Source organism: Paraburkholderia solitsugae, from assembly GCF_013177695.1.
Taxonomy (GTDB): Bacteria; Pseudomonadota; Gammaproteobacteria; order Burkholderiales; family Burkholderiaceae; genus Paraburkholderia; species Paraburkholderia solitsugae.
This window is the reverse complement of sequence record NZ_WOEY01000042.1, coordinates 26,753-51,437: the sequence shown is the minus strand read 5'-3', so window position 1 is coordinate 51,437 and position 24,685 is coordinate 26,753. Positions and strand designations below refer to the sequence as shown.

Here is a 24,685-nt window from a genome sequence, read left to right as displayed (position 1 = left end):
TCGGATGATGAAAATTTTAGCATGGCGCCCGCCTGCCCGCTGGCCCTGTATGAGGATCGACTGTCAATGCGTACCTTGCCCGCAACCGATATTGAACTCGCCGCCTGGCTGCGGCTCTCGCTCGCGCCGGGGCTGAAACCCGCTACCCTGCGTTTACTGCTGGCCGCTTTGGGACTGCCGGAAGCGATTTTCAATCAATCGCCCGAGGCGCTTGCCGAGATCGCGGGCGAGGCTGCGGCGCGCGCGGTGCTGGCCCCGCACATTCCAGACTTCGACGCGCGACTCGACGCGGTCATTGCATGGCGCGAGCTACCCGGCAACCACCTGGTGACACTCGACGATCCTGCCTACCCGCCCACGCTGCTCACCATGCCCGATCCGCCGCCACTACTATATATAAAGGGTCGGCTGGATCTGTTGCACACGCGGGCGGTCGCCCTGGTGGGCAGCCGCAGCGCGACCCCGCAAGGCGTTGAAGACGCCGAGCGCTTCGCGCGTGAGCTTTCACAAGCCGCCGTCACGATCGTGTCGGGGCTGGCGCTGGGTATCGACGGTGCCGCGCATCGGGGCGGACTGGAAGGCGTCGGCGGCACGGTAGCCGTGATCGGCACCGGCGCGGACATCGTGTATCCGGCCGCGCATCACGCGCTGGCGCGGCAGATTGCAACGCAAGGCGCGATCCTTTCGGAATGGCCGCTCGGCACCCCGGCGCGCGCCGCCAATTTTCCGCAACGGAACCGTTTGATCGCCGGCCTCGTCAGCGGGGTTGTGATCGTCGAGGCCGCCATGCGCTCGGGCTCGCTGATCACGGCTCGGCTCGCCAATGAAATGGGGCGCGATATCTTCGCGTTGCCCGGCTCGATCCACGCGCCGCTGTCGCGCGGTTGTCATCGAATCATCAAGCAGGGCGCCAAGCTGGTGGAAACGCCCGATGAGGTGCTGGAGGAACTGGGCTTCGCCAAGCCCGTGGCAACGAACACCGCCAGCAAGCAGGCGGCTCTTTGGGACGGCGCGGGCGGGCGGGATGCCTCAATGGGGCTGGCGTCGGTGGCAGATCAATCGGATCCGGTAGCCACGCCAGCATCAGGTGCGATTCAGCCCGAATTGAGGGCGGCGCCGGCATCACCCACTGCCCCGCCGGCCATGAGCGCCGAAGCGCTGCAACTCCTCGACGCACTCGGCCATGCCCCCGCCACGCTTGAAATTCTTGCCACCCGCACCGAGATGGGGGACGCGGCATTACAAAACACGCTGCTGCAACTCGAACTCGCCGGCCAGGTGACCGCGCTGCCCGGCGGCCGCTTCACGCGAGCGACCCATGGCTGACCCCGCATTGACCAGGGTTGACCACGATTCGGGATCGGCCATGCTACATTCGCGCCAAAGCACCTGATAAAAGTACGCAAGGAACCACCATGCCCGCGCTGAATCTCGACACCGACCAAGACCGGATTGCCGAGCGCGTCAACGAACCCGACACGCTGTTCGTCGCCTGCCTGTGCGCGGAGTGGTGCGGGACCTGTCGTGACTACCGGGACGCCTTCAACCGGCTGGCGGATAAGCATCCGGAGATCTGTTTCGCATGGATTGACATCGAAACCCATGCGGACCGCTTCGACGATCTGGATGTCGAGAATTTCCCGACCATCCTGATCGAAGACTCGGTAACGACACGTTTCTTTGGCACGGTTTTGCCGCAAGCGGCGATTGTGGAACGGATGTTGTCTGATCTGACGGCCGTGCCCGGCGTCAGCGGCGCGCCCAAACTGCGGCCCGCGCTGGCCGTCGCGTGAATGTGGCCACCTGCCGCCGAACCTTGCGGCACGGGCGTTGCAAGCGGTACACGCCGCGTTTTCCGCAGCTTGCCCAGTTACTGAGTGCGCAATTATCATGGCGCGCTTTTTATGGCACTTGACACGCCGCTCTCGCGCCGTGTGCTATAAAGCGGTCGTTATTGGGTCGCAAAGGTCGCAAACGAGGGTCGCGCTAATTCAAGCGCACTCAAGGCCATCAACCCGGATCTACCAACCTCACATCGAGTCATGTCCAAAGCACTGATCATCGCCGAAAAGCCTTCCGTCGCGAACGACATCGCGCGCGCTTTGGGCGGTTTTACCAAGCATGACGAATACTACGAAAGCGACGACTACGTGCTTTCCTCGGCAGTCGGCCACTTGCTGGAAATCGCCGCGCCCGAAGACTATGAAGTCAAACGCGGCAAGTGGAGTTTCGCCAACTTGCCCGTCATTCCGCCGCATTTCGATCTGAATCCGATCGCCAAGAGCGAGTCGCGCCTGAAGGTGCTGACCAAGCTGCTCAAGCGTAAAGACATCGACCGTCTGATTAACGCATGTGACGCGGGGCGCGAGGGCGAGCTGATTTTCCGCCTGATCGCGCAGCACGCGAAAGCCAAGCAGCCGGTGCAGCGCCTGTGGCTTCAGTCGATGACAGCCGGTTCGATCCGCGACGGTTTTGCCCGTCTGCGTAGCGACGAAGAAATGCAGCCGCTCGCCGATGCGGCACGCTGCCGCTCGGAAGCGGACTGGCTGGTCGGCATCAACGGCACGCGGGCCATGACCGCGTTCAACAGCAAGGGCGGCGGCTTCTTCCTGACCACGGTCGGGCGGGTGCAGACGCCGACGCTGTCGATCGTCGTTGAGCGCGAAGAAAAGATTCGCCGCTTCGTGCCGCGCGATTATTGGGAAGTGAAGGCGGACTTCGTCTGTGCGGGCGGCTTCTACGAAGGCCGCTGGTTCGATCCGAAATTCAAGCGCGACGAGTTCGATCCGGAAAAACGCGATTCGCGTCTGTGGGCGCTGCCCGCGGCTGAGACGATCGTCGCGGCCTGCCGTGGCCAGATCGGCACGGTGACGGAAGAATCGAAACCGTCCACGCAACTGTCGCCGGCGCTGTTCGACCTGACCAGCTTGCAGCGTGAAGCCAACGGCCGCTTCGGCTTCTCGGCCAAGAACACGCTCGGCCTCGCCCAGGCGCTGTACGAAAAGCATAAGGTGCTGACCTATCCCCGGACCGACGCGCGCGCGTTGCCGGAAGACTATATGGATACGGTCAAGGAAACGCTGGTCATGCTCAAGGAGAGCAACAACTATCTCCCGCATGCCAAGCAGGTGTTGGACAAGGGCTGGGTGAAGCCGAACAAGCGCATCTTCGATAACTCGAAGATCAGCGACCACTTCGCAATCATCCCGACGGCGCAAGCGCCGAAGAATCTGTCCGAGCCGGAACAGAAGCTCTACGACCTGGTGGTGAAGCGATTCCTGTCAGTGTTCTTCCCGGCCGCCGAATACCGGGTGACGACGCGGATCACGGAAGTGGTCGGCCATCACTTCAAGACCGAAGGCAAGGTGCTGGTCGAACCGGGCTGGTTGCAGGTCTACGGCCGCGAAATCAGCGGCGAAGACGCGAACCTCGTGCCGGTGCAGAAGGACGAGAAGGTCAAGACGGACAAGATCGCCGCCCAGCAACTGGTGACGAAACCGCCCGCACGCTACAACGAAGCGACCTTGCTGTCGGCCATGGAAGGCGCGGGCAAGCTGGTCGAAGACGACGAATTGCGCGAAGCCATGGCGGCCAAGGGGCTCGGCACGCCGGCCACGCGCGCCGCCATCATCGAAGGGCTGTTGGGCGAAAAGTATCTGATCCGCGAAGGCCGCGATCTGATTCCGACCGCCAAGGCGTTCCAGTTGATGACACTGCTGCGCGGCCTCGGCGTCAAGGAATTGACCGCACCGGAATTGACGGGCGAGTGGGAATACAAGCTTTCGCAGATGGAGCGGGGCAACCTGCCGCGCGACGCGTTCATGCAGGAAATCGCCCGCATGACGCAGACCATCGTCAAGCGCGCGAAAGAGTACGATTCCGACACGATCCCGGGCGATTACGCGACGTTGCAGACGCCGTGTCCGAATTGCGGCGGTCAGGTGAAGGAAAACTACCGGCGTTTCGCGTGCTCGAAGTGCGAGTTCTCGATCTCGAAGATTCCGGGCGGACGTCAGTTCGAAATTCCGGAAGTTGAAGAGCTCCTGCAGAACAAGACGATCGGTCCGCTGTCGGGTTTCCGCAGCAAGATGGGCCGCCCGTTCTCCGCGATCCTCAAGCTCTCGCTCGATGACGAGATCAAGAACTACAAGCTCGAATTCGACTTCGGTCAGGACTCGGGCGGCGAAGACGGCGAACCGCCTGACTTCTCCGACCAGCAGGCGGTCGGCGCGTGCCCGAAGTGCAAGGGCCGCGTGTTCGAACACGGCATGAGCTATGTCTGCGAGAACTCGGTTGCGAATCCGAAGACTTGCGACTTCCGCTCGGGCAAGGTGATTCTGCAGCAGGAAATCGCGCGTGAGCAGATGGCGAAATTGCTTGAGGAAGGACGCACCGACCTGCTGACGAACTTCAAGTCGTCGCGTACCGGCCGCAACTTCAAGGCGTTCCTCGTCAAGCAAAACGACGGCAAGATCGGCTTCGAATTCGAGAAGAAGGAGCCGTCCGCCAAGACGGCGGCGAAGACTGCGGCGGCCAAGGCGGCAGCCAAGGCAGCGCCGGAGTCGGATGACGAAGATGCACCGGTCGCCGTGAAGGCGGTGCCCGCCAAGAAGGTCGCGGCCAAGAAAGCACCCGCTACGAAGACTGCGGCTGCGAAGAAGACCGCTGCTGCCAAGAAGGCGCCGGCCAAGAAAACGGTCGCGCGCAAGACGGGCTCGTAAATCGGGCGCATGGGCCGGAAGGTTATTCAGCTTCCGGCAAGCGTCGAACTTGCCTGAAAAAAGGCGCAGTCACTTTCGTGACTGCGCCTTTTTATTTGTCGGCCAGATAGCGCTCACCTCAAGCGCTGCCGGCACCCTCGCCCGAATCGTTACAGCGGCGACAGCGCGGTGGGCCGTGGACGATTCGTCGTCTTTGCCAACGTCTTCGGTATCGGCGATAACTCGCTATCCAGCAGCCGTGACAGCGGCTCAGCGCCATCGAATGCTTCCGGCGGCATGAGGTTCGCGGCATCGAGCGCGGCGGACGTAGCAGGCCTCTCAAGGCCGTCCTTGATCCACTGCTCACCGAGCAGACTGTTCGGCGTCTGGCTGAAATGCTCGACCAGATGATCGATGAACGTACGCACCTTTGCCGGCAAGTGGCGACGGCTCGGATACGCGATGTTGATCTCGACCTGCGGCAAACGGAAATCGCCGAGCAAACGCACGAGCCTGCCGCGCGTCATGTCACGGCCGATCAGATAGCTCGGCAAAATCGCGATGCCCATGCCAAGCAGCGCGAACTGTCGCAGCATTTCCGTGTTGTTGGCCACGATCACGTTGGACGGACGCACGCGCACTTCACCTTCTGAGCCCGTGAATACACGCTCGTCGCCCCAATACTCGGACGGCAAGCTCAGGCACGGATGCTCGAGCAGATGTTCGGGACGCGTCGGCGTGCCGTGCTTTTCCAGATACGCGGGCGTCGCGCACACCGTCATACAACCGGTGGTCAAACGCCGCGTGACAATGCTCGCGCTGCGCATCTGCCGTGTGACCACCACGCCCACGTCGAAGCCTTCTTCGACCAGATCGACCTGACGGTCGACCAGCGTGACATCGGGAATGACTTTCGGATAGCGCTCTGCATACGTCTGCAGCACGGGCGCAAGGTTATGCAACCCGAACACAACCGGTGCGACGATTCGCAATGTGCCGACGGGTTCGTGATTCCGCGCGACCACCATCTGCTCGACGTCTTCCAGTTCGTCGAGAATCTGGCGCGCGCGCTCAAGATAAACCTGGCCGGATTCGGTCAGGGACAAGCTGCGGGTTGTGCGATTGAGCAGCCGCGTACCAAGACGGCCTTCGAGATCGGCAACGTGACGGGTGGCAACTGCGTTGGAAATATCCATCGCGCTCGCAGCGCGGGCAAAACTGCCGAGATCCGCCACTTTGACGAAAACTCGCATCGACTGCAAATGATCCATGGGACAACTCCTGCCGTGTTACTGCTTCCTGACAATTAGTGAAAACCAGTGAAGCGAACTTGGAATTCTCCTACGACTCGCGAAATCGTGCAGAAGTTGCCCGCCAAAGCGGAAATATTGTCGATATTTGTGCGACTGTGTCCCTCAATGTAGGACATGAACCTCGATTGTTCCGACAAGAGCAACAATCTGCTGCACTGCAGCTTGCACTGTCTTTTTTGTTCGAACAGATGCAAAGGTCACCTCGCATTGCGGAATCGGAAAAAGTCGCGATGCGGGGTCGGACCGGAAATGAAAAGCCGCCCGAAGGCGGCTTTCGTACGAAGTGAATACTCACCTTATCAGGCAGCGAGTTTTCCTTCGAGCGTGAGTTTAGTCTGCGTCAAAGCCGGCGGCAGACCTTGCTGCAATGTGTCAAACAGTTTGGCATGTAGCGCGAGTTCATCGCGCCAGGCCGCGTCGTCGACGGAAATTACCTGTTGGAATTGCTCGCGGCTGAAATCCAGGCCGCGCCAGTCGATGTCTTCATAGTGCGGCGAAATGCCGAACGTGTGTTCTTCACCTTGCGCCTTGCCTTCGACGCGCCCGACCACCCAGCTCAACACGCGCATGTTCTCGCCGAAGCCCGGCCAGACGAACTTGCCGTCCGCGCCCTTGCGGAACCAGTTGACGCAGAAGATTTTCGGCAGCTTCGCGTTCAGTTTCTCGAGACGCTCGCCGGTTTTCAGCCAGTGCCCGAAGTAGTCGCTCATGTTGTAGCCGCAGAACGGCAGCATCGCGAACGGGTCACGGCGCACTACGCCCTGCTGCCCCGCCGCCGCCGCAGTTGTTTCCGAGCCCATGGTCGCCGCCATGTAGACGCCTTCGACCCAGTTGCGCGCTTCGGTGACGAGCGGCACGGTGGTCGAGCGGCGGCCGCCGAAAATGAACGCGTCGATTGCGACGCCCGCCGGGTCCTCCCAGTCGGCATCGATCGACGGACATTGCGAAGCCGGTGCCGTGAAGCGCGCGTTCGGGTGCGCGGCCTTGCGCCCGCTCTCCTTCGCGCTCGCCGGCGTCCAATCCTTGCCCTGCCAGTCGATCAGGTGCGCGGGCGGCTCGTCGGTCATGCCTTCCCACCAGACGTCACCGTCGTCCGTCAGCGCGACGTTCGTGAAGATGACGTTTTCCTTCAGCGTGGCCATCGCGTTGAAGTTGGTTTTTTCGCTCGTGCCCGGCGCGACGCCGAAATACCCTGCCTCAGGGTTGATCGCGTACAGACGGCCGTCCTTACCCGGTTTGATCCACGCAATATCGTCACCGATCGTGGAGATTTTCCAGCCGTTCAGGCCTGCCGGCGGAATCAGCATGGCGAAGTTGGTCTTGCCGCAAGCTGACGGAAACGCAGCTGCAACGTGATGTTTTTGCCCTTCCGGCGACGTCACGCCGAGAATCAGCATGTGTTCGGCGAGCCAGCCTTCGTCGCGGCCCATCGTGGAGGCGATGCGCAGCGCGAAACACTTCTTGCCCAGCAGCGCATTGCCGCCGTAGCCCGAACCATAGCTCCAGATTTCGCGCGATTCGGGGAAATGGACGATGTATTTGGTGTCGTTGCACGGCCACGACACGTCTTTCGCGCCCGCGGCGAGCGGCGCGCCGACCGAATGCACACACGGCACGAACTCGCCGTCTTCGCCCAGCACCTCGTACACCTTGCGGCCCATACGCGTCATGATGCGCATGTTGGTCACGACATATGGGCTATCGCTCAATTCGACGCCGATGTGCGCGATCGGCGAACCGAGCGGCCCCATCGAGAACGGCACCACGTACATGGTGCGGCCGCGCATGGCGCCATCGAACAGGCCGTCCAGCGTCGCGCGCATCTCAGCCGGTTCGATCCAGTTGTTGGTGGGCCCGGCATCTTCCCGGCGCTTCGAGCAGATGAATGTGCGGTCTTCGACACGCGCCACGTCTGATGGATCGGACCATGCCAGATAGGAATTGGGACGTTTGGCGGGATTGAGTTTCTTGAGGGTGCCGGCTTCGACCATCTGGGTGCAGAGGCGGTCGTACTCCTCCTGCGAACCGTCGCACCAGACGATTCGATCGGGCTTGGTCATGGCGGCAACGCGCTGGACCCAGTCGATCAGTTTTCGGTGTTTGACCCACGCGGGTGCACCTGCAGACGCCTCAATGGTGGGTTTTCCTTCGAATGAGGGATGATTCATCGACTTGTCTCCGTTTTGAAAGCAATAGAAAAACGGTACAAGCCCAGCGACGCTGCATGCGAGAGGCGTTCAATTCATTGCATCGACTTTCCTGCAAGCCGACGCGCAATTGTGCAGGTCATCGTGGGCTACATGGCCTGTTGCGCGGAGGCTTCCGAACGGCCTTGCCGACGGCCGTCTGCAACCGTCTGTAAAGCGACTTGCCTCAACACGCAACAAACTGTTAAAAACGATGTCAATCGGCCTTGCCGTGGCGCTGCCGTTCTACGCGGCAGCTTCTACGGTAAGGCATCCAGCCAGACCGGCATGTGACCTAGGTCACATGGTGGGACAGTCAGCATAACACTCCGTTCCGCACCGCTATTGTGCGTCGCAAGACACATACCATGAAGATTGCCATCCTCGACGATTACCAGGACGCCGTCCGCAAGCTCGACTGCTTTCAACTGCTGGCCGACCATGAGGTCAAGGTTTTCAACAACACCGTCCGCGGTCTCGGCCAACTGGCGAGCCGCCTTTCTGAGGTCGACGCCCTCGTCCTGATTCGCGAACGTACCCGCATCAACTCGCAACTGCTCGACAAGTTGCCGCGTTTGCGCATGATCAGCCAAACCGGCAAGGTTTCCAGCCATATCGATCTGGCAGCCTGTACCGAGCGCGGCATCGCCGTGCTGGAAGGCAGCGGCTCGCCAATCGCGCCGGCCGAACTGACTTGGGCCCTTATCATGGCGGCTCAGCGGCGGATTCCGCAATACGTAGCAAACCTTAAGCAAGGGGCCTGGCAACAGTCCGGTTTGAAGACATCGGCGCTGCCGCCGAACTTCGGCTTGGGCCAGGTGTTGCGCGGTCAGACATTGGGGATTTGGGGTTACGGCAAGATCGGGCGGCTGCTTGCCGGATACGGCAAGGCGTTCGGCATGAACGTGCTGATCTGGGGCCGCGAGCATTCGCGCGAAGCGGCGCTCGCGGATGGATATGGCGTGGCCGAGAGCCGCGAGGCGCTGTTCGAGCAGAGCGATGTGCTGTCGTTGCACCTGCGTCTGCATGACGACACGCGCGGCATCGTCAAGCAGGAAGACCTGATGCGGATGAAGCCGACTGCGTTGCTCGTGAACACGAGCCGAGCTGAACTGCTCGACGAAAACGCGCTGGTGAACGCGCTATCGCACAACCGTCCGGGGATGGTCGCGATCGATGTCTACGAAAGCGAGCCGATTCTGCAGGGCTACAGCCTGCTGCGCATGGAGAACGTGATCTGCACACCGCACATCGGCTACGTGGAGCGCGAGAGCTACGAGCTGTATTTCACCGCGGCATTCCAGAACATTCTGGCTTTCGACGCCGGCGATACGTCCAGCGTGGCGAATCCGGAGGCGTTGCAGGGCGGGCGGCGGCGGTAATCTTCGCGCGGTAGTTGTGCGGGCTTCAACCCTGCGCGCCAATCTCGTTGGCGCGCGGTCTACGGCTCACGCAGCGGTCCTGGAAACCGGACCCTCGTTACTCACCTCGCCTCAGCGCGCTTCGTGCGCACCGGCTTCCAGCAGATCGGGCATGCGTTCCAGAAAGGCCTCGCCGTCGGCGCGGCCGAGGTTGTACGCCTGCACCATCTGCGACGGGCTGGTGTAATCCCAACTCGAAATCGGCACCTTGCGCGACGGCTGCACGTAGAGCCGTTGCTGCACGCCGTGCGGTACGACGAACATCTGTGGCCGCGGATAAAGGCGCGTCACCATGACCAGTACGTTGCCGGGTGCCTCGGCATCGAGCGCCCCGACCGGCACGTTGTCGACCATCCCACCGTCGAGCACCGGCCGGCCATTGCGCCGTAAGACCGGCGTGAACGGCGGCGTACTCGAGGATTGCAGAATCAGATCGGCGAGGTCCTCGACCGTCGCACAATCCTGCGCGCGCACGAATTCCGGATGAAAACCGAGCGTCTGACCCAGTGTCGGATGCAGCGTTTTGCGCACGTATTTCTCGATGTTGTACGCAATCAGGCCCGCGGCGACCGCGCTGCGCGCGCCAAGCCAGCGCGGCAGATGCGACACGCCGATGCGGATTTCGGGCGCGTCCGCGAGCGTGGAGAACTTGTCACCATAGATGTCGAGCAGCGCCTGCCGGTAGATCCGGTAATGCGGAAACACCGATTCACCACGCAGCAGATTGCCCCAGTACGCGTTGCGGGTGTTGTGGCGCAGCGCGTCTTCGTAATAGCGCATGACCCAGTCGGAATCGCGCGTGTAAAGCATGCACGCGGTCGCCGCGCCGGCTGAAATGCTGGTGATGACGCGCGGACGGATATCCAACTCCGGCTGCACCACGTCCCAGAATCCCGCCTGCCACCAGCAGCGATTGCCGCCGCCGGCGAATACGACCTGATCGAACATCTTGGCTTTTTCCTCTAATACGGCTTGCGGGCCCGTTTTCAGGTTTCAGTCGAGCAGCGCATAGGTGGTGGTCGCATGGACGGCCATGTTGCCGGCTTCGTCGAATAACTCGACTTCGCCGAACACGAGATTGCGGCCCATGCGCAGCACGCGCGCAGTGATCAGCACGTCGCCGTTGCGGACCGCGCGCATGAAACTGATGTTGAGCGAGACGGTGCTCATCGGCTTGAAGCCGCCCAGCGCGGCCGAAATCGCGACGATCATTGCCGTGTCGGCGGCTGCCATGAAGACCTGGCCGCAGATCACGCCGCCCGAATGGCGCAGCCCACCGGAAAACGGCAGGCGCAAAGTCGCACTTTCTTCGTCGACCTTGACCGGGGTCAGCGTGAGCGCGCGGACCCACGGGGCGAGGATGCGGTCGAGCAACTCGTTAATCTCTTTGTCATCCATGGTGGTTCCCGGTCGAAAGCCGCGCGACGCTTCGAGCGGCAGGTGTCCGCGACATGATACCGGGACGGTGACCCGCGCGCCTCTCTGGTGCCTGACGGCAGGCAGCGCACGCGCCGGGCGTGCCAGCTCCAGATTTTTATAAGAAATCTGCTAAAGGGGCTTGGCAATCTCGGAAAGTTTCGGCATAATTTCGCTTCTGTTGGGGCGTTAGCTCAGCTGGTAGAGCAGCGGACTCTTAATCCGTAGGTCGACAGTTCGAATCTGTCACGCCCCACCAAAGTATTCAACAAAAAGCCCGGTCCTTGCGACTGGGCTTTTTGCTTTGCGGGGCCGGCACCGTGTGAAAATGCCGGCTCCGCATTCCCCTGACATGCCATCGGGACCCACGATCCGAAGCGCCGGAGCCGCACTATGTCCAAGTCAAAGTTACGCCCCGGCGATCTGGGTGCCCCGCTCTCCGAAAAAGAGTTCGAAGAACTCGATGACTTTCTGATTTCCGACCAGACGTCGGACGAGACCCTGACAATCGTGGGCCTGGACGGTTATCTGACCGCCTTGGCCATCGGCCCCACTACCGTACCCCCAAGTTACTGGCTGCCACGAGTCTGGGGCCCGAGCGAGGATGACGCTCCCAAATTCGAGACAACGGATCAGGCGCAGCATATTCTCGGGCTGATCTTGCGAGACATGAACGGCATCATCACCAGCCTCGAAAACGACCCGGACGATTTCGACCCAGTGCTTACCTTGAGACCGATAGGTGACCGCGAATACCTCGACGGCGAAGCGTGGGCTTTGGGCTTCATGGAGGGCCTCATGCTGGTTCGGGCAGATTGGCAAGCGCTGTTCGATAACGAGCAGGGCCGGGAATGGCTGAATCCGCTTTACCTGATGGGCTCAGATGAGATCCTGCCGGAAGAGCAGCAGTTGATCGCCACGCCAGAACAGCGCGAAGTCCTTACCAAAAAGATCCCCGCCAGCGTCGCTGCGATCTATCGTTTCTGGCTTCCTCACCGTCAGGCCGTCCATGAGCGGAATCTCGCCGCCGCGATGCAGCGCACCGAACCCAAGGTCGGCCGCAACAACCCCTGTCCTTGCGGCAGCGGCAAGAAATTCAAGAAATGCTGTGGCGCTGCGGCGGAACTTCACTGAAAGTCATTTCCTTCAATACACCCCGCCCCACTGCCCGATACCGTTGAGCGTCGCAAATCCTGCGCACTCACGTATCGAGGCATCAGATGACCGTCTTACTCTCCATGGCCGCCTTTGCGTTGGCCTCGTCGATTTCGCCCGGGCCGGTCAATGTCGTCGCACTCAGCGCCGGCGCGCAGCATGGATTCGCCGCGAGCATGCGGCATGTGACCGGCGCGACCGTCGGGTTCACGCTGCTGCTGTTGCTCATCGGCCTAGGCCTGCATGAGTTGCTCGCGCTTTTCCCCAATCTGATCGACATCGTCAAATGGGCCGGCGTCGGCTTTCTGCTTTACATGGCCTACAAACTCGCCATCGATGACGGCAAGCTCGGCGCGGACAAGCCCACTCGCGGGCCGTCCTTCGCCTACGGCGCGGCGATGCAATGGCTCAATCCGAAAGCATGGCTCGCTTCATTGGCCGGCATGGGCGCCTACGCAGCCGATGGCGACGGCCGGCTCGTCTGGCAATTCACCGTCGTGTACTTCGTGGTTTGCTATCTGTCGATTGCCAGCTGGGCGTATGCCGGCACGTTCCTGCGTCGATACTTGCAGGAGCCGAAGCGCGTGAGATTATTCAATCGTGCGATGGCAGCCTTGCTCGCGGCAAGCGCGTTGTATCTGCTTGTAGCGTGACGCGGACGGCAGGACGCACTCACAGGCGCAGCCGCTACTTCAACCACCGCCCTTGCACCCGCGCAATCGCAATCAGCCGCTTGAAGGTCTCTCGCCCGTGCGCCTGGTCGGCCGGCCACCTAGCGTCAACTTCGATACTGACCCGGCGTCGCCGCAACCAGCCGCTTGAAGGTCCGCTGCAAATGCGCCTGATCGGCAAAGCCCGCATCGAGCGCGACGTCCGCTATCGGGTAGCCGCGCCGGAGTTGTGCGCGGCTGTACTGGATGCGCCGATTGATCAGATACGCGTGCGGCGTCATGCCATAACGCTGCTTGAAAGCGCGGATCAAGTGCGAGGCGGAAAGCTCAGCCGCCTTGCAGACATCCTCCAGCTTCAGCGGACGAGTGCAGTTTTCGTCGATGAATTCCGCGGCTCGCGCGAGTTGACCGCTCGCGTCGTGATCCGGCAAGGGCGCCGGATTCAACTTCTGTTGTACGTCCGAGAAGAAAGTGACCACAGCGCTTTCCTTGCGCATGGGCTCGCTATCGGCGTCGACGAGGACCGCGTATAGACGGTTCAAACCCTCGAACAACGCCGGTTCCATCGTCATGGCCTGCGAGAAAGCGCGAAACGCGTGGTTGTCGCTGAACCCCAGGTCGTGTTGCAAACCCGTGAGCCAATCAACCTCGACATGCAGCATCCGATACGACCAGCGCTCGTCGGCAACCGGGTTGCACGCGTGCACGTCGTCCGGATTCATCATCACGACCGCACCGGCGCCGATCCATTCACTCTCGTGGCGATTCACATACACGCTGTGGCCGCCAGTGACGGCGCCGATCGAGAACGTCTCGTGTGAGTGTTTGGCATAGCAGACTTCTCGGCCGTCTTCGATAGAACGCGCCTCGATGAACGGCAAGGCTTCATCACGCCAGAACTTTGGCGCCGCAGCCGTCACCGCTGAATCACTCCCGTCATTCGTCCCGCTCATCGCGTGCTCCTCGGTCATGCGCTTGATCCCATCACTGCCTGATCCCACCGCTGCCTGATCCCACCGCTGCTTTACCGCCCGTACACGTCGGCCCGAACCACATCGTAACGGCGCAATCCGCCGCGGACCAGCGCCGGAACCATGGCGCCCGCGGAAAACTTCGAAATTCCGTACTTGCCAATCCCGAAAATATAGTTATATTATGACTAGCAAAACAAAGACTAGCTCGCCAACACCCTGACTATGGTCCGCCACTCTCCGCTCGCCCTCGCCGTCCTCGCCATGCTGACTGAAGCGCCGATGCATCCGTACCGGATGCAGCAGCTCATCAAGGCACGCGGCAAGGACGAAGTCATCAACGTCGGTCAGCGCAACAGCCTGTACCAAACGATCAATCGCCTGGTGCGCGGCGACCTGATCGCCATCCGCGAAACGGAACGCGACGGCGCGTTCCCCGAACGCACGGTCTATGAAATTACCGAAGCCGGCCGCGACACCGCCCGTCTGTGGTTGCGCGAACAGCTCGCGCAACCCGCCCGGGATTTCCCGGCCTTTCCGGCCGCGCTCTCCTTTCTGCCGCTGCTTTCGGCCGACGACGCCTGTCGTCAACTCGAGACCCGCATCGGCGCACTCGAACGGGAATTGATCCGATTCGACGAGGCCACCGCCCACGCCACCCAGCTGCAAGTGCCGCGGCTTTTCCTGCTCGAAGGCGAATTGGTGCGCGCGCAACTGGTTGTCGAGCTGGACTGGGTGCGCACCGTGGTGACCGATCTGAAGGCCGGCACGCTGACCTGGAGCCCGGAATGGCTCGAAGAAATTGCTCAACGTTTCACGCTGCCGGCCGGCGAATACAAGTACAGGCCGGCCCAACCCGCCACAAAAAAGGAGGCGAAGTCATGAACCGTGAACCCATGAATGTGATTGTGATTGGGGCCGGCACCGGCGGCCTCTGCCTTGCGCACGGATTGAAGCGCGCCGGCATCAATGTGAATGTGTATGAACGCGACCGCACGCGCGCGGACGGTTTGCAGGGCTACCGCGTCGGCATCAATCCGCACGGGCTCGCGTCGCTGAAAGCGTGCCTTCCGCCCGAACTCTATGCGACATTTCTCGCGACTTGCGCACGCACGCCCGGCCACTTCAACATCCTGACCGAGCGGATGACCGAATTACTCACGGTGCCGCTCGAAGACGAATCGATGAGCGGCGGCAAATCGGTCAGCCGGATGACGCTCAGGCAAGTGCTGCTGACGGGTCTCGAAGCGCAGGTGCATTTTGGCAAGACCTTCACGTCGTACGAACAGCATGCCGACGGTAGCGTCACCGCGCATTTCGAAGACGGCACCCACGCCACGGCGGATCTGCTGATCGGCGCGGACGGCGCGCGCTCGAAGGTGCGCCGCCAATTGCTGCCGCACGCGCGGCTGGAAAACACCGGCATCGTCAGCGTTGGCGCAAAGGTGCCCATGGACGAAACGTCACGTGCGCTGCTGCCGCCCAAGGTGCTCGACGGCATCACGCTGATCAACGCGCCGAAGGGCTTTGGCGGCATCGTGCATGTGATGGAATTTCCGTGGCGTGCGGACGGCGACGGCATGAAGGAAGGCATCGGCAGCAACGACGCCGAGTTGCTCTCGCGCTGGCCGGGATTGCTCTACGACAACACGCGCGACTATCTGATGTGGGGTGTGTGGGGCGCACTGCACAACTTGCCGGCCGATCCCAAACCGCTCGGGCAGGCCGCGTTACTCGCACTCGCCACGCAGATCACCGACGGCTGGCATCCCAATCTGCGCGCCCTGATTCGCGCTTCGGATCCTTCCACCGCCTTCAGCGTCGACGTGCGCACATCGGTTCCGGTCGACGCATGGCCGACCAGCAACGTCACGGTCCTGGGCGACGCGGTGCATCTGATGACGCCGGGCCGCGGCGTCGGTGCGAACACCGCGCTGCGCGATGCCGCGCTCCTTGCTGCGCGTCTGGCCGATGCGCAGCAGGGCAAGCTGTCGGGCCACGACGCCGTCGCAGGTTACGAGGAGGAGATGCGCCGCTACGGCTTTCACGCGGTCGCGGAATCGCGCAAGCAGTTCGATGCGCGCAGTGCGCTGCATCGGCCGGTGGTCGGAAGAATGGCGCTGAGTGCCATGCGCACCAGCCTGCGCGTGGTGAACAACGTGCCGATGCTCAAGCGCCGCATGATCGACGCCGAGAACGAATTTCGCGGCGTCGATCGCGACGCGGCACCCGCCGCGCACGGTCAGTAACGCGGCGGTCAATAAGTTACTTCGATGAGATGTCGATATTGCCGAGGTACTTCGCCGCCAGCGTCTTGATCGTACCGTCGGCCTGAACCTTGGCGATCGCCGCGTTCAACTGGTCGCGCAGCGCGGTGTCGCCTTTGCGAATCCCGTAGGCGATGCCGCTGCCGAGGATCTTGTCATCGCGCACCGGCTGCCCGACAAACGCATAGTCCTTGCCCTCAGGCTTCGACAGAAAACCCGTCTGGCCGGCCGGCGCGAGAACGAGCGTAGCGTCGAGACGACCCGCCGTGAGATCCGTATAAGCCTGGTTCTGATCCTGATACGGCACCACGGTGACGCCAGCCGATTCCCAATGCGCCTTCGCGAAGGTTTCCTGAATCGACGCCTGCAGCACGCCGACGCGTTTACCCTTCAACGATGCGATAGTCGGCAGCAAACCGCTGTCGCGCTTCGCGATCAACTGCGTCGGCACGCGATACACGACAGTCGTGAAATCGATCGCCTGACGGCGCTGCTCAGTGGCGTTCATCGCCGAATTGATCGCGTCGAACTTGCGGCCTTGCAGTGCGGGAATCAAGCCGTCGAACGACGTTTCGACCCATTTGCACGTCATATGCGCGGCGGCGCAGACGGCATTGCCGACGTCAATGTCGAGACCTTGCAACTCACCGCTCGGCCCTTTCGATTCGAACGGCGGATACTGCGCCTCGAGTCCGAAACGCAGCGTCGATGCATCGGCGGCGATCGCGGCAGACGATGCGGCGATTGCCGCGAATGCGCAGGCCAGCGCCAATAGAGGCTTGAGCAACTTCATAGTGGGTCCCTCCCCTTTACTTCGATAATCAGATTTCGCACAAACGCCGCGCACCTTCGATCAAGGTCGCGTCGTCCTTCGAAAAGCTCAAGCGGATCAAGCCGGAATCCGTGCCGTCGGTATAGAACGCCGACAACGGAATCGTCGCGACACGCGCATCGCGAATCAGGCGCAGCACGAAATCGCTATCGCTTTCCTCGGAGAAACCGCGGAAACGCGCGAGCATGAAGAAGCTGCCTTCGCTCGGCAACAACTCGAAGCGCGACTCGCGCAGCGCATGGGCGAGCAGATTGCGCTTCTTCTGATAGAACGCGGACAGACCGAGATAGCTCTCGCGATTGGCCAACGCATCGACAAACGCGTACTGCATCGGTGTATCGGCAGAAAACACCATGAACTGATGGACTTTGCGAATCTCGTCCATCAGTGCGGCGGGCGCAAGGCAATAACCGATGCGCCAACCCGTCACGTGATACGACTTGCCGAACGACGACACGATCACGCTGCGTTCCGCGAGTTCGGCGTCGCAGGCCATGCTCTGATGTTTGGCGCCGTCGAACACGACGTGTTCGTAGACTTCGTCGGCGAGAATCACGATGTCGGTGTTGCGCGTCACGGCCTTCAGACGCTCGATGTCGGCTTCGCTGAATACGGTCGCGGTCGGGTTGTGCGGCGTGTTGATGATGATCATGCGCGTCTTCGGCGTGATCGCAGCAGCGACCTCGTCCCAATCCACGCGGAAATCGGCGAGCGACAGTTTGATCGGGATCGGCGTCGCGCCTTGCAGCCGAACAATCGGGCCGTAACTATCGAATGACGGCTCGAAGTAAATCACTTCATCGCCGGGATGCACCAACGCGCTGATCGTCGAATACAGGCCTTCGCTGGCACTGGCGATCACGGTGACTTCGCTCGACGGGTCGTAGCGCACGCCGTACAGCGTCTCGACCTTGTCGGCGAGCGCTTCGCGCAAGGCGGCGATGCCGGCCATCGGCGCGTACTGGTTATGACCGGCGCGCATGGCTTGCGCGACACCGTCGATCAGTTTCGCGTCGGGCGCGAAATTCGGCGCACCTTGCGACAGGTTCAGCGCATCGTGTTGTGCGGCCAGTTGACCGATCACGGTAAAAATCGTCGTGCCTACGTCAGGCAGTTTCGAGCGTGCTTGCATGGCGCTCTGCATAAAGCTTTCTCCCTTTCTTCATCCGGCAGCGGATTCGCGGACTGCCCACTGCGCGGCGATCCCATCCGGTTCGATGATTAAGCATCAGCCAAATAACGCTCACAATCGAAACTTTGTCATGCAAGGTATGCGTTTACGTCATGGCTCGCGCAATCCTGCGCCGGGGCGGGCTGATGCAATGAAATCGGGGGTTTGGCGGGAGAAATACAGCCACGCGGGGAGCGTGCAGAACAGCCGAGGTATGACGTAATGTGATGCGCAGCGCTGATGCGGCGTTGTAATGCGTAGCGGTAATGCAGACTAACTTGGCTGCGACCAGGCGGTCGCAGCCGTCAAAAGCACACTAGTCGACGATCAGGCGTCGTCCATCATGCGGACTTTGACCTTCTTGCCCTTCACCTTGCCGCCGCTGAGCTTGCGCATTGCCTCGCGCGCGATGCTGCGCTCCACGGCCACATAGGTCGACATTTCCGTCACATTGATCTTGCCGATCTGCGAACCGGCGAAACCCGCGTCGCCGGTGAGCGCGCCGAGCACGTCGCCCGGACGGATCTTTTCCTTGCGGCCGCCGAGAATCTGTAGCGTTTCCATCGGCGGCAGCAAGCGCTCGTTGCTCGCCGGTTTGAGATCGGCCAGCTTGTGCCACTCGACTTCACGCTTCTGTGCCTGTTCGAGACTACCCACGCGACCCATCTCGTTCATGCTGGCGAGACTGAGCGCCCAGCCTTCCTGATCGGCGCGACCCGTGCGGCCGATGCGGTGCACGTGCACTTCCGGGTCCGGCGTCACGTCGACGTTGATCACCGCTTCGAGCTCCGCGATGTCCAGACCGCGCGAAGCAACGTCGGTGGCAACCAGCACCGAGCAACTGCGGTTCGCGAACTGGATCAGCACCTGATCGCGTTCACGCTGATCGAGTTCGCCGTGCAACGCGAGCGCATGAAAACCCTGCGCGCGCAGCACGTCGAGCAGATCGCGGCACTGCTGCTTGGTGTTGCAGAACGCCAGCGTGCTCACCGGACGATAGTGGTTCAGCAGCAGACCGACGGCATGCAGGCGCTGGTCTTCGGTCACTTCATAGAAGCGCTGACGAATCTTGGTGTTGTCGTGCCGCTCGGCGAGCTTCACTTCCTTCGGATTGCGCAGGAATTGCTGGCTGAGTTTGGCGATGCCTTCGGGGTACGTCGCGGAGAACAGCAGCGTTTGCCGCTCTTTCGGACATTGCTTCACAACCGTGGCGATGTCGTCGAAGAAACCCATGTCGAGCATGCGGTCGGCTTCGTCGAGCACCAGCGTGTTGAGCGCCTGCAACGGCAGGCTGCCGCGCTCGAGGTGATCCATGATCCGGCCCGGCGTGCCGACCACGATGTGCGCACCGTGTTCGAGGCTGGCCGTTTGCGGACGCATCGGCGTGCCGCCGCACAGTGTTAGCACCTTGATGTTTTCTTCGGCGCGCGCCAGGCGACGGATTTCCTGCGTGACCTGATCGGCGAGTTCGCGCGTCGGGCACAGCACCATCGCCTGCACGGCGAAGTTGCGCACGTCAAGGCGGTTAAGCAGCGCCAGCGAAAACGCCGCGGTCTTGCCGCTGCCGGTTTTCGCCTGAGCGATCAGATCGTTGCCGGCCAGGGCGATCGGGAGGCTCGCTGCCTGAATCGGCGTCATCTCGACATAGCCGAGCTGCGTCAGGTTGGCGAGCGTGGCGGGCGGTAGCGGTAGCTGGCTAAACGGCGCGCCGGCTTGAGTGGGACTGTTCATAGGGTGATGGCTCGCTATCGACTGAAGAGGCTGAAGGCTAGGGACTATTCGGCCATGGGGCCGGTGGCGGGGCGACCTTCGATCTGCTCGTACAGCACTGAGCCATCTTCCCCGTCGAAACGTTCGACGTAATTGCGCGCGCCGCACATCGGGCAACGGAACAGGAGTCCCTGCCCTTCATTCTTGATGACGACGTCCGACATCTCCCACTGCTCGCCGCAGGGTTGGTTTCTACAGGTAAACACGTTGATTCTCCAACTGGATTCGATTGTTGATTGGGTGGGCCGTCGACGCGGCCCAGCCGTAAATGCCGTCACTACCTTCACGATCGCCACTACGGCGATCGGCGCCACCGTCAATAGGGGCGGAACGCGTCAACCCAGATGCGTATGCCGCGCACGCGCTGCGCTCACGTCCATTTCGGTCAGACCTTGGACGATGCCGCAGTCTTCAACGGCCTGTTCGCCGTGACATTGCTCACGCAGCGTGGTCAGTTGCACCTTCAGTTGCTTCAATTCTTCGATGCGCGTGTCGACGTGCGCAATGTGCTCGTCGATCAGGTCATTGATGCCGCCGCAGCCGTCCGCCGGTGCGTCTGTCAGACGCAGCAACGCCCGGATTTCGTCGTGGGTCATATCGAGCGCGCGGCAATTGCGGATGAAGCGCAGACGTTCGACGTGCCTCGCCGTATAGCTGCGGTAATTGGCCTCGGTACGGTCCGCTTCGGGCAACAGGCCCTCTTTTTCGTAGAAACGGATGGTTTCGGTCGTGCAATGGGCGATTTTCGCCAGTTCGCCAATTTTCATGGACCCTCCAGATTGCGGCCTTGACCTTGTAGTGGCTTCAAGGTGTTTACTAGACCACAAATCGAACCAGGAAGCCACCCATGCCTCAAGCCAACCTCGCCGAAGCGGACCGCCCGGAACAGGCCAAAGCCTTAGCCCACGGGCACGAAGGGCATGTTCACGCGCATACCGATGATGACGCGCACACCCACGGGCATGGTGAAAGCTGCGGTCACGGCCACGAAGCGCGTGCTCGTGAAGACGCTCACGAGCACGGCGAAAACTGCAGCCATGGCGCCAAAGCACGCGCTCGCGAACCCGAGCACGCTCACGGCGACAGCTGCGGCCATGACCACAAAGCACGTGCTCGCGAACCCGAGCATGAACATGCTCACGCACACGGCGGAAGCTGCCGCCACGGCCACCAGGCGCATGTCACTCAACCGGAGCGCGCGCATTCGCACGCCCACGGCAAAAGCCGCGACCATGACCACGAAGGGCATGCTCATGAACGCCATGACGAACATGTTCACGGTGAAAGCTGCAGCCATGGGCGCGCAGCGCACGACCATGACCACGGTCACGCCCACAGCCGTGCCCACAGCCATGCCCCTGCCCACCGCCACGCCGAGGCAGGCTGTTGTGGTACGGCCCACGCTGCGGCCGTGCCGGTCAAGCTGCCGCAATCCGAAGCCGTCGGCGGCGACCTGCGCACCGCGATCCGCATCATGCAGATGGATTGCCCGACCGAAGAAGCGCTGATCCGCAAGAAATTCAGCCGCATGCCGGCCGTGCGCAGCATGGACTTCAACCTGATGCAGCGCGTGTTGACCGTCGTCCACGCGCCGGACGCGCTCGACTCGATCCTCGCCGCGATCCGTTCGCTCGATTTCACGCCTGAACTGGCAGACGCGAACCCGGGCGCGGCAGCCGCCCCCCAAGCGCCGGCCAAGCCGTGGTGGCCGCTGGCACTTGCAGGCGTGGCTGCGGTGGGCTCAGAGGCCGCTGGCTGGCTCGGCGCGCCTGTCTGGTTAGCTGCAGGTCTGGCGATCCTCGCGATCCCCGCCTGCGGCCTCACGACCTACAGGAAGGGCTGGCTCGCGATCCGCAACGGCAATCTCAACATCAACGCGCTGATGAGCATTGCAGTCACCGGTGCGCTGGTCCTGCAGCAGTGGCCGGAAGCCGCCATGGTGATGGTGCTCTTCACAATTGCCGAACTGATCGAAGCGAAGTCGCTCGACCGCGCCCGCAATGCCATCCAGGGCTTGATGCAGCTCACGCCCGAACAGGCGAGCGTGCAGCAAGCGGACGGCAGTTGGCAACTCATGGACCTCAAAGCGATCGTGCTCGGCGCGGTGGTGCGCGTGAAGCCAGGCGAGCGAATCGCGCTCGACGGCGAAATCGTCACGGGTCGCTCGAGCGTCGATCAGGCACCGATCACTGGCGAAAGCCTGCCGGTCGACAAGACCGTGGGCGATGCGGTGTTCGCCGGCACGATCAACCAGGCCGGGTCGTTCGACTATCGCGTCACGGCCGCAGCCAGCAACACAACGCTCGCGCGCATCATTCACGCGGTCGAAGAAGCGCAAGGCACCAAAGCACCGACGCAGCGTTTCGTCGATCAGTTCGCGCGGGTCTATACGCCAATCGTGTTCGCTGTCGCGCTGGCCGTGGCGGTGCTGCCGCCGCTGCTGTTCGGTGGCCTGTGGCACGAGTGGGTTTACAAGGCGCTGGTGATGCTGGTGATCGCCTGTCCGTGCGCGCTGGTGATCTCGACGCCGGTGACGATCGTCAGCGGTCTCGCGGCTGCCGCCCGCAAGGGCATCCTGATCAAAGGCGGTGCCTACCTTGAACAGGGCCGCAAGCTGAGCTGGCTCGCGCTCGACAAAACCGGCACGCTCACGCACGGCAAGCCGGTGCAAACCGAGTTCGAAATGCTTGCTGATGTCGACATGGTTCGTAGCAAGACACTCGCGGCGAGCCTTGCGGGTCGTTCGGATCATCCGGTGTCGATGGCGATTGCGGCGGCGGCGAAAAGCGACAGCATCGCCAGCGCCACGGTCGATGCCTTCGAAGCACTGCCAGGCCGCGGCGTGTACGGCGAAGTCGACGGCTTGCCGTATTGGCTCGGCAATCATCGGCTGGTCGAAGAGCTCGGACGCTGCTCGCCTTCGCTCGAAGCGCGGCTGGACGCGCTCGAGGGACAAGGCAAAACCGTCGTGATGCTGGTGGATGCCGAACGCGTACTCGCGCTGTTCGCCGTCGCCGATACGGTGAAGGACACGAGCCGCGCCGCCATCGCCGAGTTGCAGCGCCTCGGCGTGCGGGCCGCCATGCTCACCGGCGACAACCCGCACACGGCAGCCGCGATCGCGCAGCAAGTCGGCATCGGTGAAGCCCGCGGTAATCAGTTGCCTGAGGACAAGCTGAACGCGGTGGACGGCTGGTCGAAAGACGGCGCGACGGTCGGCATGGTCGGCGACGGCATCAACGACGCCCCCGCATTAGCGCGCGCCGATATCGGCTTTGCGATGGGCGCGATGGGCACTGACACCGCAATCGAAACCGCCGACGTCGCATTGATGGACGACGATCTGCGCAAGATTCCGCAGTTCATCCGCCTGTCGAAGGCGACGCATTCGGTGCTGGTGCAGAACATCACGCTGGCGCTGGGCATCAAGAGCGTCTTCCTCGTGCTGACGTTGATGGGTCTCGGCACGATGTGGATGGCCGTATTCGCCGATGTTGGCGCGAGCCTGCTGGTGGTGGCGAACGGCTTGCGGCTGTTGCGCAAGTAGCACGCATTCGCTGAACTACAACTGGCAAAAGACAGGGCGGCCCGCGGGCCGCCCTTTTTTATCGCTTCACGTCAGCGCATCAATGCCCCATGCATTCAATGCGCGAATGAATAGCCATCCGTTTGTGCGCGACCGTTGATCCCGGCCTTCAACGTATCGGAAGGCAGCATGCCGAACAGCTTCCGGTAATCCGTCGCAAACTGGCTCAAATGCCAGAAGCCCCACGCCGCGGCGACATCCTGAACCGAGCGTGATGCGGGCGCCGCATTGCACAGATCGCGCCGCGCACCGTTCAACCGGATCGTACGCAGATAAGTGGCGGGCGCCATCCCGAGCACGTCCTGAAAGCAGTATTGCAGCGTGCGCCGGCTCACATGCAGCCGCTCGCACAACTCCGGCACGTTGACCGCGCGCTCTCGATTAGTCAGGACGTACTCGCGAGCTTCAGCCACGATCGACTGACGGCGCCCGCGCGCAGGCATTGCAACCTGCTTCCCCGCAGACAACGCGCCAACGTCGAATAGCGACGCCAGCACCGACGCCTGCAAATTGTTGCGTGCGAAGGAGGACAGCGGCGTACTGCTCGCCGCGCGGTCATCGAGAAGCTGCCGCAGCGATGCGCACAAGCGCGCCTTGCGAGTCGTGCCGATCGACACGACTTCCGTGTTCGGCAGATGGTCGGCCAAACCGACCCGCTCCACTTCGGCCGCGTACCGGCGCAGCAGGTCCCCCTTCACCACCACACCGAAAATCTCGTAGCCCGCTGAGGTCAGCAACTCGAATTCGATCCCGCCCGGACGAAATGCGAGCGCATCGCCCGCGATCACCTGGGCGTCGATACGGCCGGAGCCCTCGGGGCAAGTCGGAATGCCGAACCAGTAAGCGTCCTCCTGCACCTCACAGGTCTGCCGCAGCGTGTGGCTGGTCGTTTCGACGAACACCTGCATGTGGTCGAGGCACAACTCCGTCAGGCCGCCGACGAAGCGGCCCGCGGTCAGTTGGTCGTAGGTCTGGTTCCAGCCATGAAGATTGCGCGCTTGCTCGTCGGCGTCGTAGGCGACGCAGGTCTGCACGCAAAAGCTCGGCTGTTGCGCGTGAGTCGGTGCGGTCAGGCTGTCGTTTCGGAATTCAATCGTCATACCGGATCTGCGAAAACAGGGTGTTGAGGAAACACGGAAGGCAATTCTCATGCCGAACCGATTCGCGGCTCATGTTGCTTTGATCGCGCCGGCACATGTTCAGGCCATGTTCAATTTGTGAACATG

At 62.1% G+C, this 24,685-nt stretch carries 20 protein-coding genes and 1 tRNA gene; 10 read left to right on the top strand and 11 right to left on the bottom strand.

The features are described 5' to 3' along the window. Positions 1 to 66: 66 nt before the first annotated feature. The 3 genes from dprA to GNZ12_RS10960 all read left to right on the top strand — a co-directional run bounded on the left by dprA (position 67) and on the right by GNZ12_RS10960 (position 4,721). The gene (dprA, locus tag GNZ12_RS10970; protein WP_172310362.1) at positions 67 to 1,326 is read left to right on the top strand and encodes a DNA-processing protein DprA; all 1,260 of its coding nucleotides are present in this window, start codon (positions 67 to 69) and stop codon (positions 1,324 to 1,326) included. Between the two features lie 89 nt (positions 1,327 to 1,415). Then, positions 1,416 to 1,793: a thioredoxin family protein gene (locus GNZ12_RS10965; protein WP_172310361.1), complete on the top strand. Its 378-nt coding sequence runs from the start codon at positions 1,416 to 1,418 to the stop codon at positions 1,791 to 1,793. Positions 1,794 to 2,042: 249 nt separating this feature from the next. Then, positions 2,043 to 4,721 carry a DNA topoisomerase III gene (locus tag GNZ12_RS10960; protein WP_172310360.1) on the top strand — a complete coding sequence of 893 codons (2,679 nt, stop codon included), beginning with the start codon at positions 2,043 to 2,045 and terminating at the stop codon, positions 4,719 to 4,721. 149 nt (positions 4,722 to 4,870) lie between these two features. Here the strand turns inward: GNZ12_RS10960 and GNZ12_RS10955 are convergent, their stop codons facing one another. Both GNZ12_RS10955 and GNZ12_RS10950 read right to left on the bottom strand, forming a co-directional pair. Continuing rightward, positions 4,871 to 5,971 carry a LysR family transcriptional regulator gene (locus GNZ12_RS10955; protein WP_172310359.1) on the bottom strand — a complete coding sequence of 367 codons (1,101 nt, stop codon included), beginning with the start codon at positions 5,969 to 5,971 and terminating at the stop codon, positions 4,871 to 4,873. A 341-nt stretch (positions 5,972 to 6,312) separates the two neighbouring features. Further along, the gene (locus tag GNZ12_RS10950; RefSeq protein WP_172310358.1) at positions 6,313 to 8,181 is read right to left on the bottom strand and encodes a phosphoenolpyruvate carboxykinase (GTP); all 1,869 of its coding nucleotides are present in this window, start codon (positions 8,179 to 8,181) and stop codon (positions 6,313 to 6,315) included. A 386-nt stretch (positions 8,182 to 8,567) separates the two neighbouring features. Here GNZ12_RS10950 and GNZ12_RS10945 point away from each other — a divergent pair, with 386 nt between their 5' ends. After that, positions 8,568 to 9,581 (top strand): D-2-hydroxyacid dehydrogenase family protein, encoded by a 1,014-nt coding sequence (locus tag GNZ12_RS10945; RefSeq protein WP_172310357.1) that lies wholly within the window; start codon positions 8,568 to 8,570, stop codon positions 9,579 to 9,581. Between the two features lie 111 nt (positions 9,582 to 9,692). Here GNZ12_RS10945 and GNZ12_RS10940 read toward each other — a convergent pair whose 3' ends face one another. Together GNZ12_RS10940 and GNZ12_RS10935 are read right to left on the bottom strand one after the other, a co-directional pair. Further along, complete coding sequence (locus GNZ12_RS10940; protein ID WP_172310356.1) at positions 9,693 to 10,568, bottom strand: patatin-like phospholipase family protein; 876 nt, start codon at positions 10,566 to 10,568, stop codon at positions 9,693 to 9,695. A 45-nt stretch (positions 10,569 to 10,613) separates the two neighbouring features. Continuing rightward, entirely contained in the window at positions 10,614 to 11,018 is a 405-nt protein-coding gene (locus GNZ12_RS10935) for a PaaI family thioesterase (protein ID WP_028197697.1), read from the bottom strand. A 201-nt stretch (positions 11,019 to 11,219) separates the two neighbouring features. Between GNZ12_RS10935 and GNZ12_RS10930 the strand changes: the two genes are divergently transcribed. The 3 genes from GNZ12_RS10930 (at position 11,220) to GNZ12_RS10920 (ending at position 12,844) form a co-directional block, all read left to right on the top strand. Then, positions 11,220 to 11,295 (top strand) — tRNA-Lys (locus GNZ12_RS10930). 134 nt (positions 11,296 to 11,429) lie between these two features. Then, positions 11,430 to 12,170 (top strand): UPF0149 family protein, encoded by a 741-nt coding sequence (locus tag GNZ12_RS10925; RefSeq protein WP_172310355.1) that lies wholly within the window; start codon positions 11,430 to 11,432, stop codon positions 12,168 to 12,170. An 86-nt stretch (positions 12,171 to 12,256) separates the two neighbouring features. Continuing rightward, positions 12,257 to 12,844 (top strand): LysE family translocator, encoded by a 588-nt coding sequence (locus GNZ12_RS10920; RefSeq protein WP_172310354.1) that lies wholly within the window; start codon positions 12,257 to 12,259, stop codon positions 12,842 to 12,844. Between the two features lie 125 nt (positions 12,845 to 12,969). Here the strand turns inward: GNZ12_RS10920 and GNZ12_RS10915 are convergent, their stop codons facing one another. Continuing rightward, entirely contained in the window at positions 12,970 to 13,815 is an 846-nt protein-coding gene (locus tag GNZ12_RS10915) for a helix-turn-helix transcriptional regulator (protein WP_172310353.1), read from the bottom strand. A gap of 243 nt (positions 13,816 to 14,058) precedes the next feature. Between GNZ12_RS10915 and GNZ12_RS10910 the strand changes: the two genes are divergently transcribed. Together GNZ12_RS10910 and GNZ12_RS10905 are read left to right on the top strand one after the other, a co-directional pair. Further along, positions 14,059 to 14,718: a PadR family transcriptional regulator gene (locus GNZ12_RS10910; protein ID WP_172310352.1), complete on the top strand. Its 660-nt coding sequence runs from the start codon at positions 14,059 to 14,061 to the stop codon at positions 14,716 to 14,718. Then, positions 14,715 to 16,082: an FAD-dependent oxidoreductase gene (locus tag GNZ12_RS10905; RefSeq protein WP_172310351.1), complete on the top strand. Its 1,368-nt coding sequence runs from the start codon at positions 14,715 to 14,717 to the stop codon at positions 16,080 to 16,082. The genes GNZ12_RS10910 and GNZ12_RS10905 overlap by 4 nt, the downstream gene beginning before the upstream one ends. A gap of 16 nt (positions 16,083 to 16,098) precedes the next feature. On the opposite strand, the gene GNZ12_RS10900 is transcribed toward GNZ12_RS10905, so the two are convergent. The 5 genes from GNZ12_RS10900 to cadR form a co-directional block, all read right to left on the bottom strand. Next, positions 16,099 to 16,893: an ABC transporter substrate-binding protein gene (locus GNZ12_RS10900; protein WP_172310350.1), complete on the bottom strand. Its 795-nt coding sequence runs from the start codon at positions 16,891 to 16,893 to the stop codon at positions 16,099 to 16,101. 28 nt (positions 16,894 to 16,921) lie between these two features. Then, complete coding sequence (locus tag GNZ12_RS10895; protein WP_172310349.1) at positions 16,922 to 18,076, bottom strand: pyridoxal phosphate-dependent aminotransferase; 1,155 nt, start codon at positions 18,074 to 18,076, stop codon at positions 16,922 to 16,924. A 354-nt stretch (positions 18,077 to 18,430) separates the two neighbouring features. Continuing rightward, on the bottom strand, positions 18,431 to 19,834 hold the full coding sequence (gene dbpA / locus GNZ12_RS10890; RefSeq protein WP_172310348.1) for an ATP-dependent RNA helicase DbpA: 1,404 nt from the start codon (positions 19,832 to 19,834) through the stop codon (positions 18,431 to 18,433). 44 nt (positions 19,835 to 19,878) lie between these two features. Beyond that, positions 19,879 to 20,079, bottom strand: a complete 201-nt coding sequence (locus GNZ12_RS10885) for a hypothetical protein (protein ID WP_028197690.1) — start codon at positions 20,077 to 20,079, stop codon at positions 19,879 to 19,881. A 129-nt stretch (positions 20,080 to 20,208) separates the two neighbouring features. Beyond that, complete coding sequence (gene cadR / locus GNZ12_RS10880; protein ID WP_074285772.1) at positions 20,209 to 20,640, bottom strand: Cd(II)/Pb(II)-responsive transcriptional regulator; 432 nt, start codon at positions 20,638 to 20,640, stop codon at positions 20,209 to 20,211. Positions 20,641 to 20,720: 80 nt separating this feature from the next. Between cadR and GNZ12_RS10870 the strand changes: the two genes are divergently transcribed. Further along, positions 20,721 to 23,420, top strand: coding sequence for a heavy metal translocating P-type ATPase (locus GNZ12_RS10870; protein ID WP_456238560.1), 2,700 nt, complete (start codon positions 20,721 to 20,723; stop codon positions 23,418 to 23,420). 95 nt (positions 23,421 to 23,515) lie between these two features. Here GNZ12_RS10870 and GNZ12_RS10865 read toward each other — a convergent pair whose 3' ends face one another. Next, on the bottom strand, positions 23,516 to 24,559 hold the full coding sequence (locus GNZ12_RS10865; protein ID WP_172310346.1) for a helix-turn-helix domain-containing protein: 1,044 nt from the start codon (positions 24,557 to 24,559) through the stop codon (positions 23,516 to 23,518). Positions 24,560 to 24,685 lie beyond the last annotated feature (126 nt).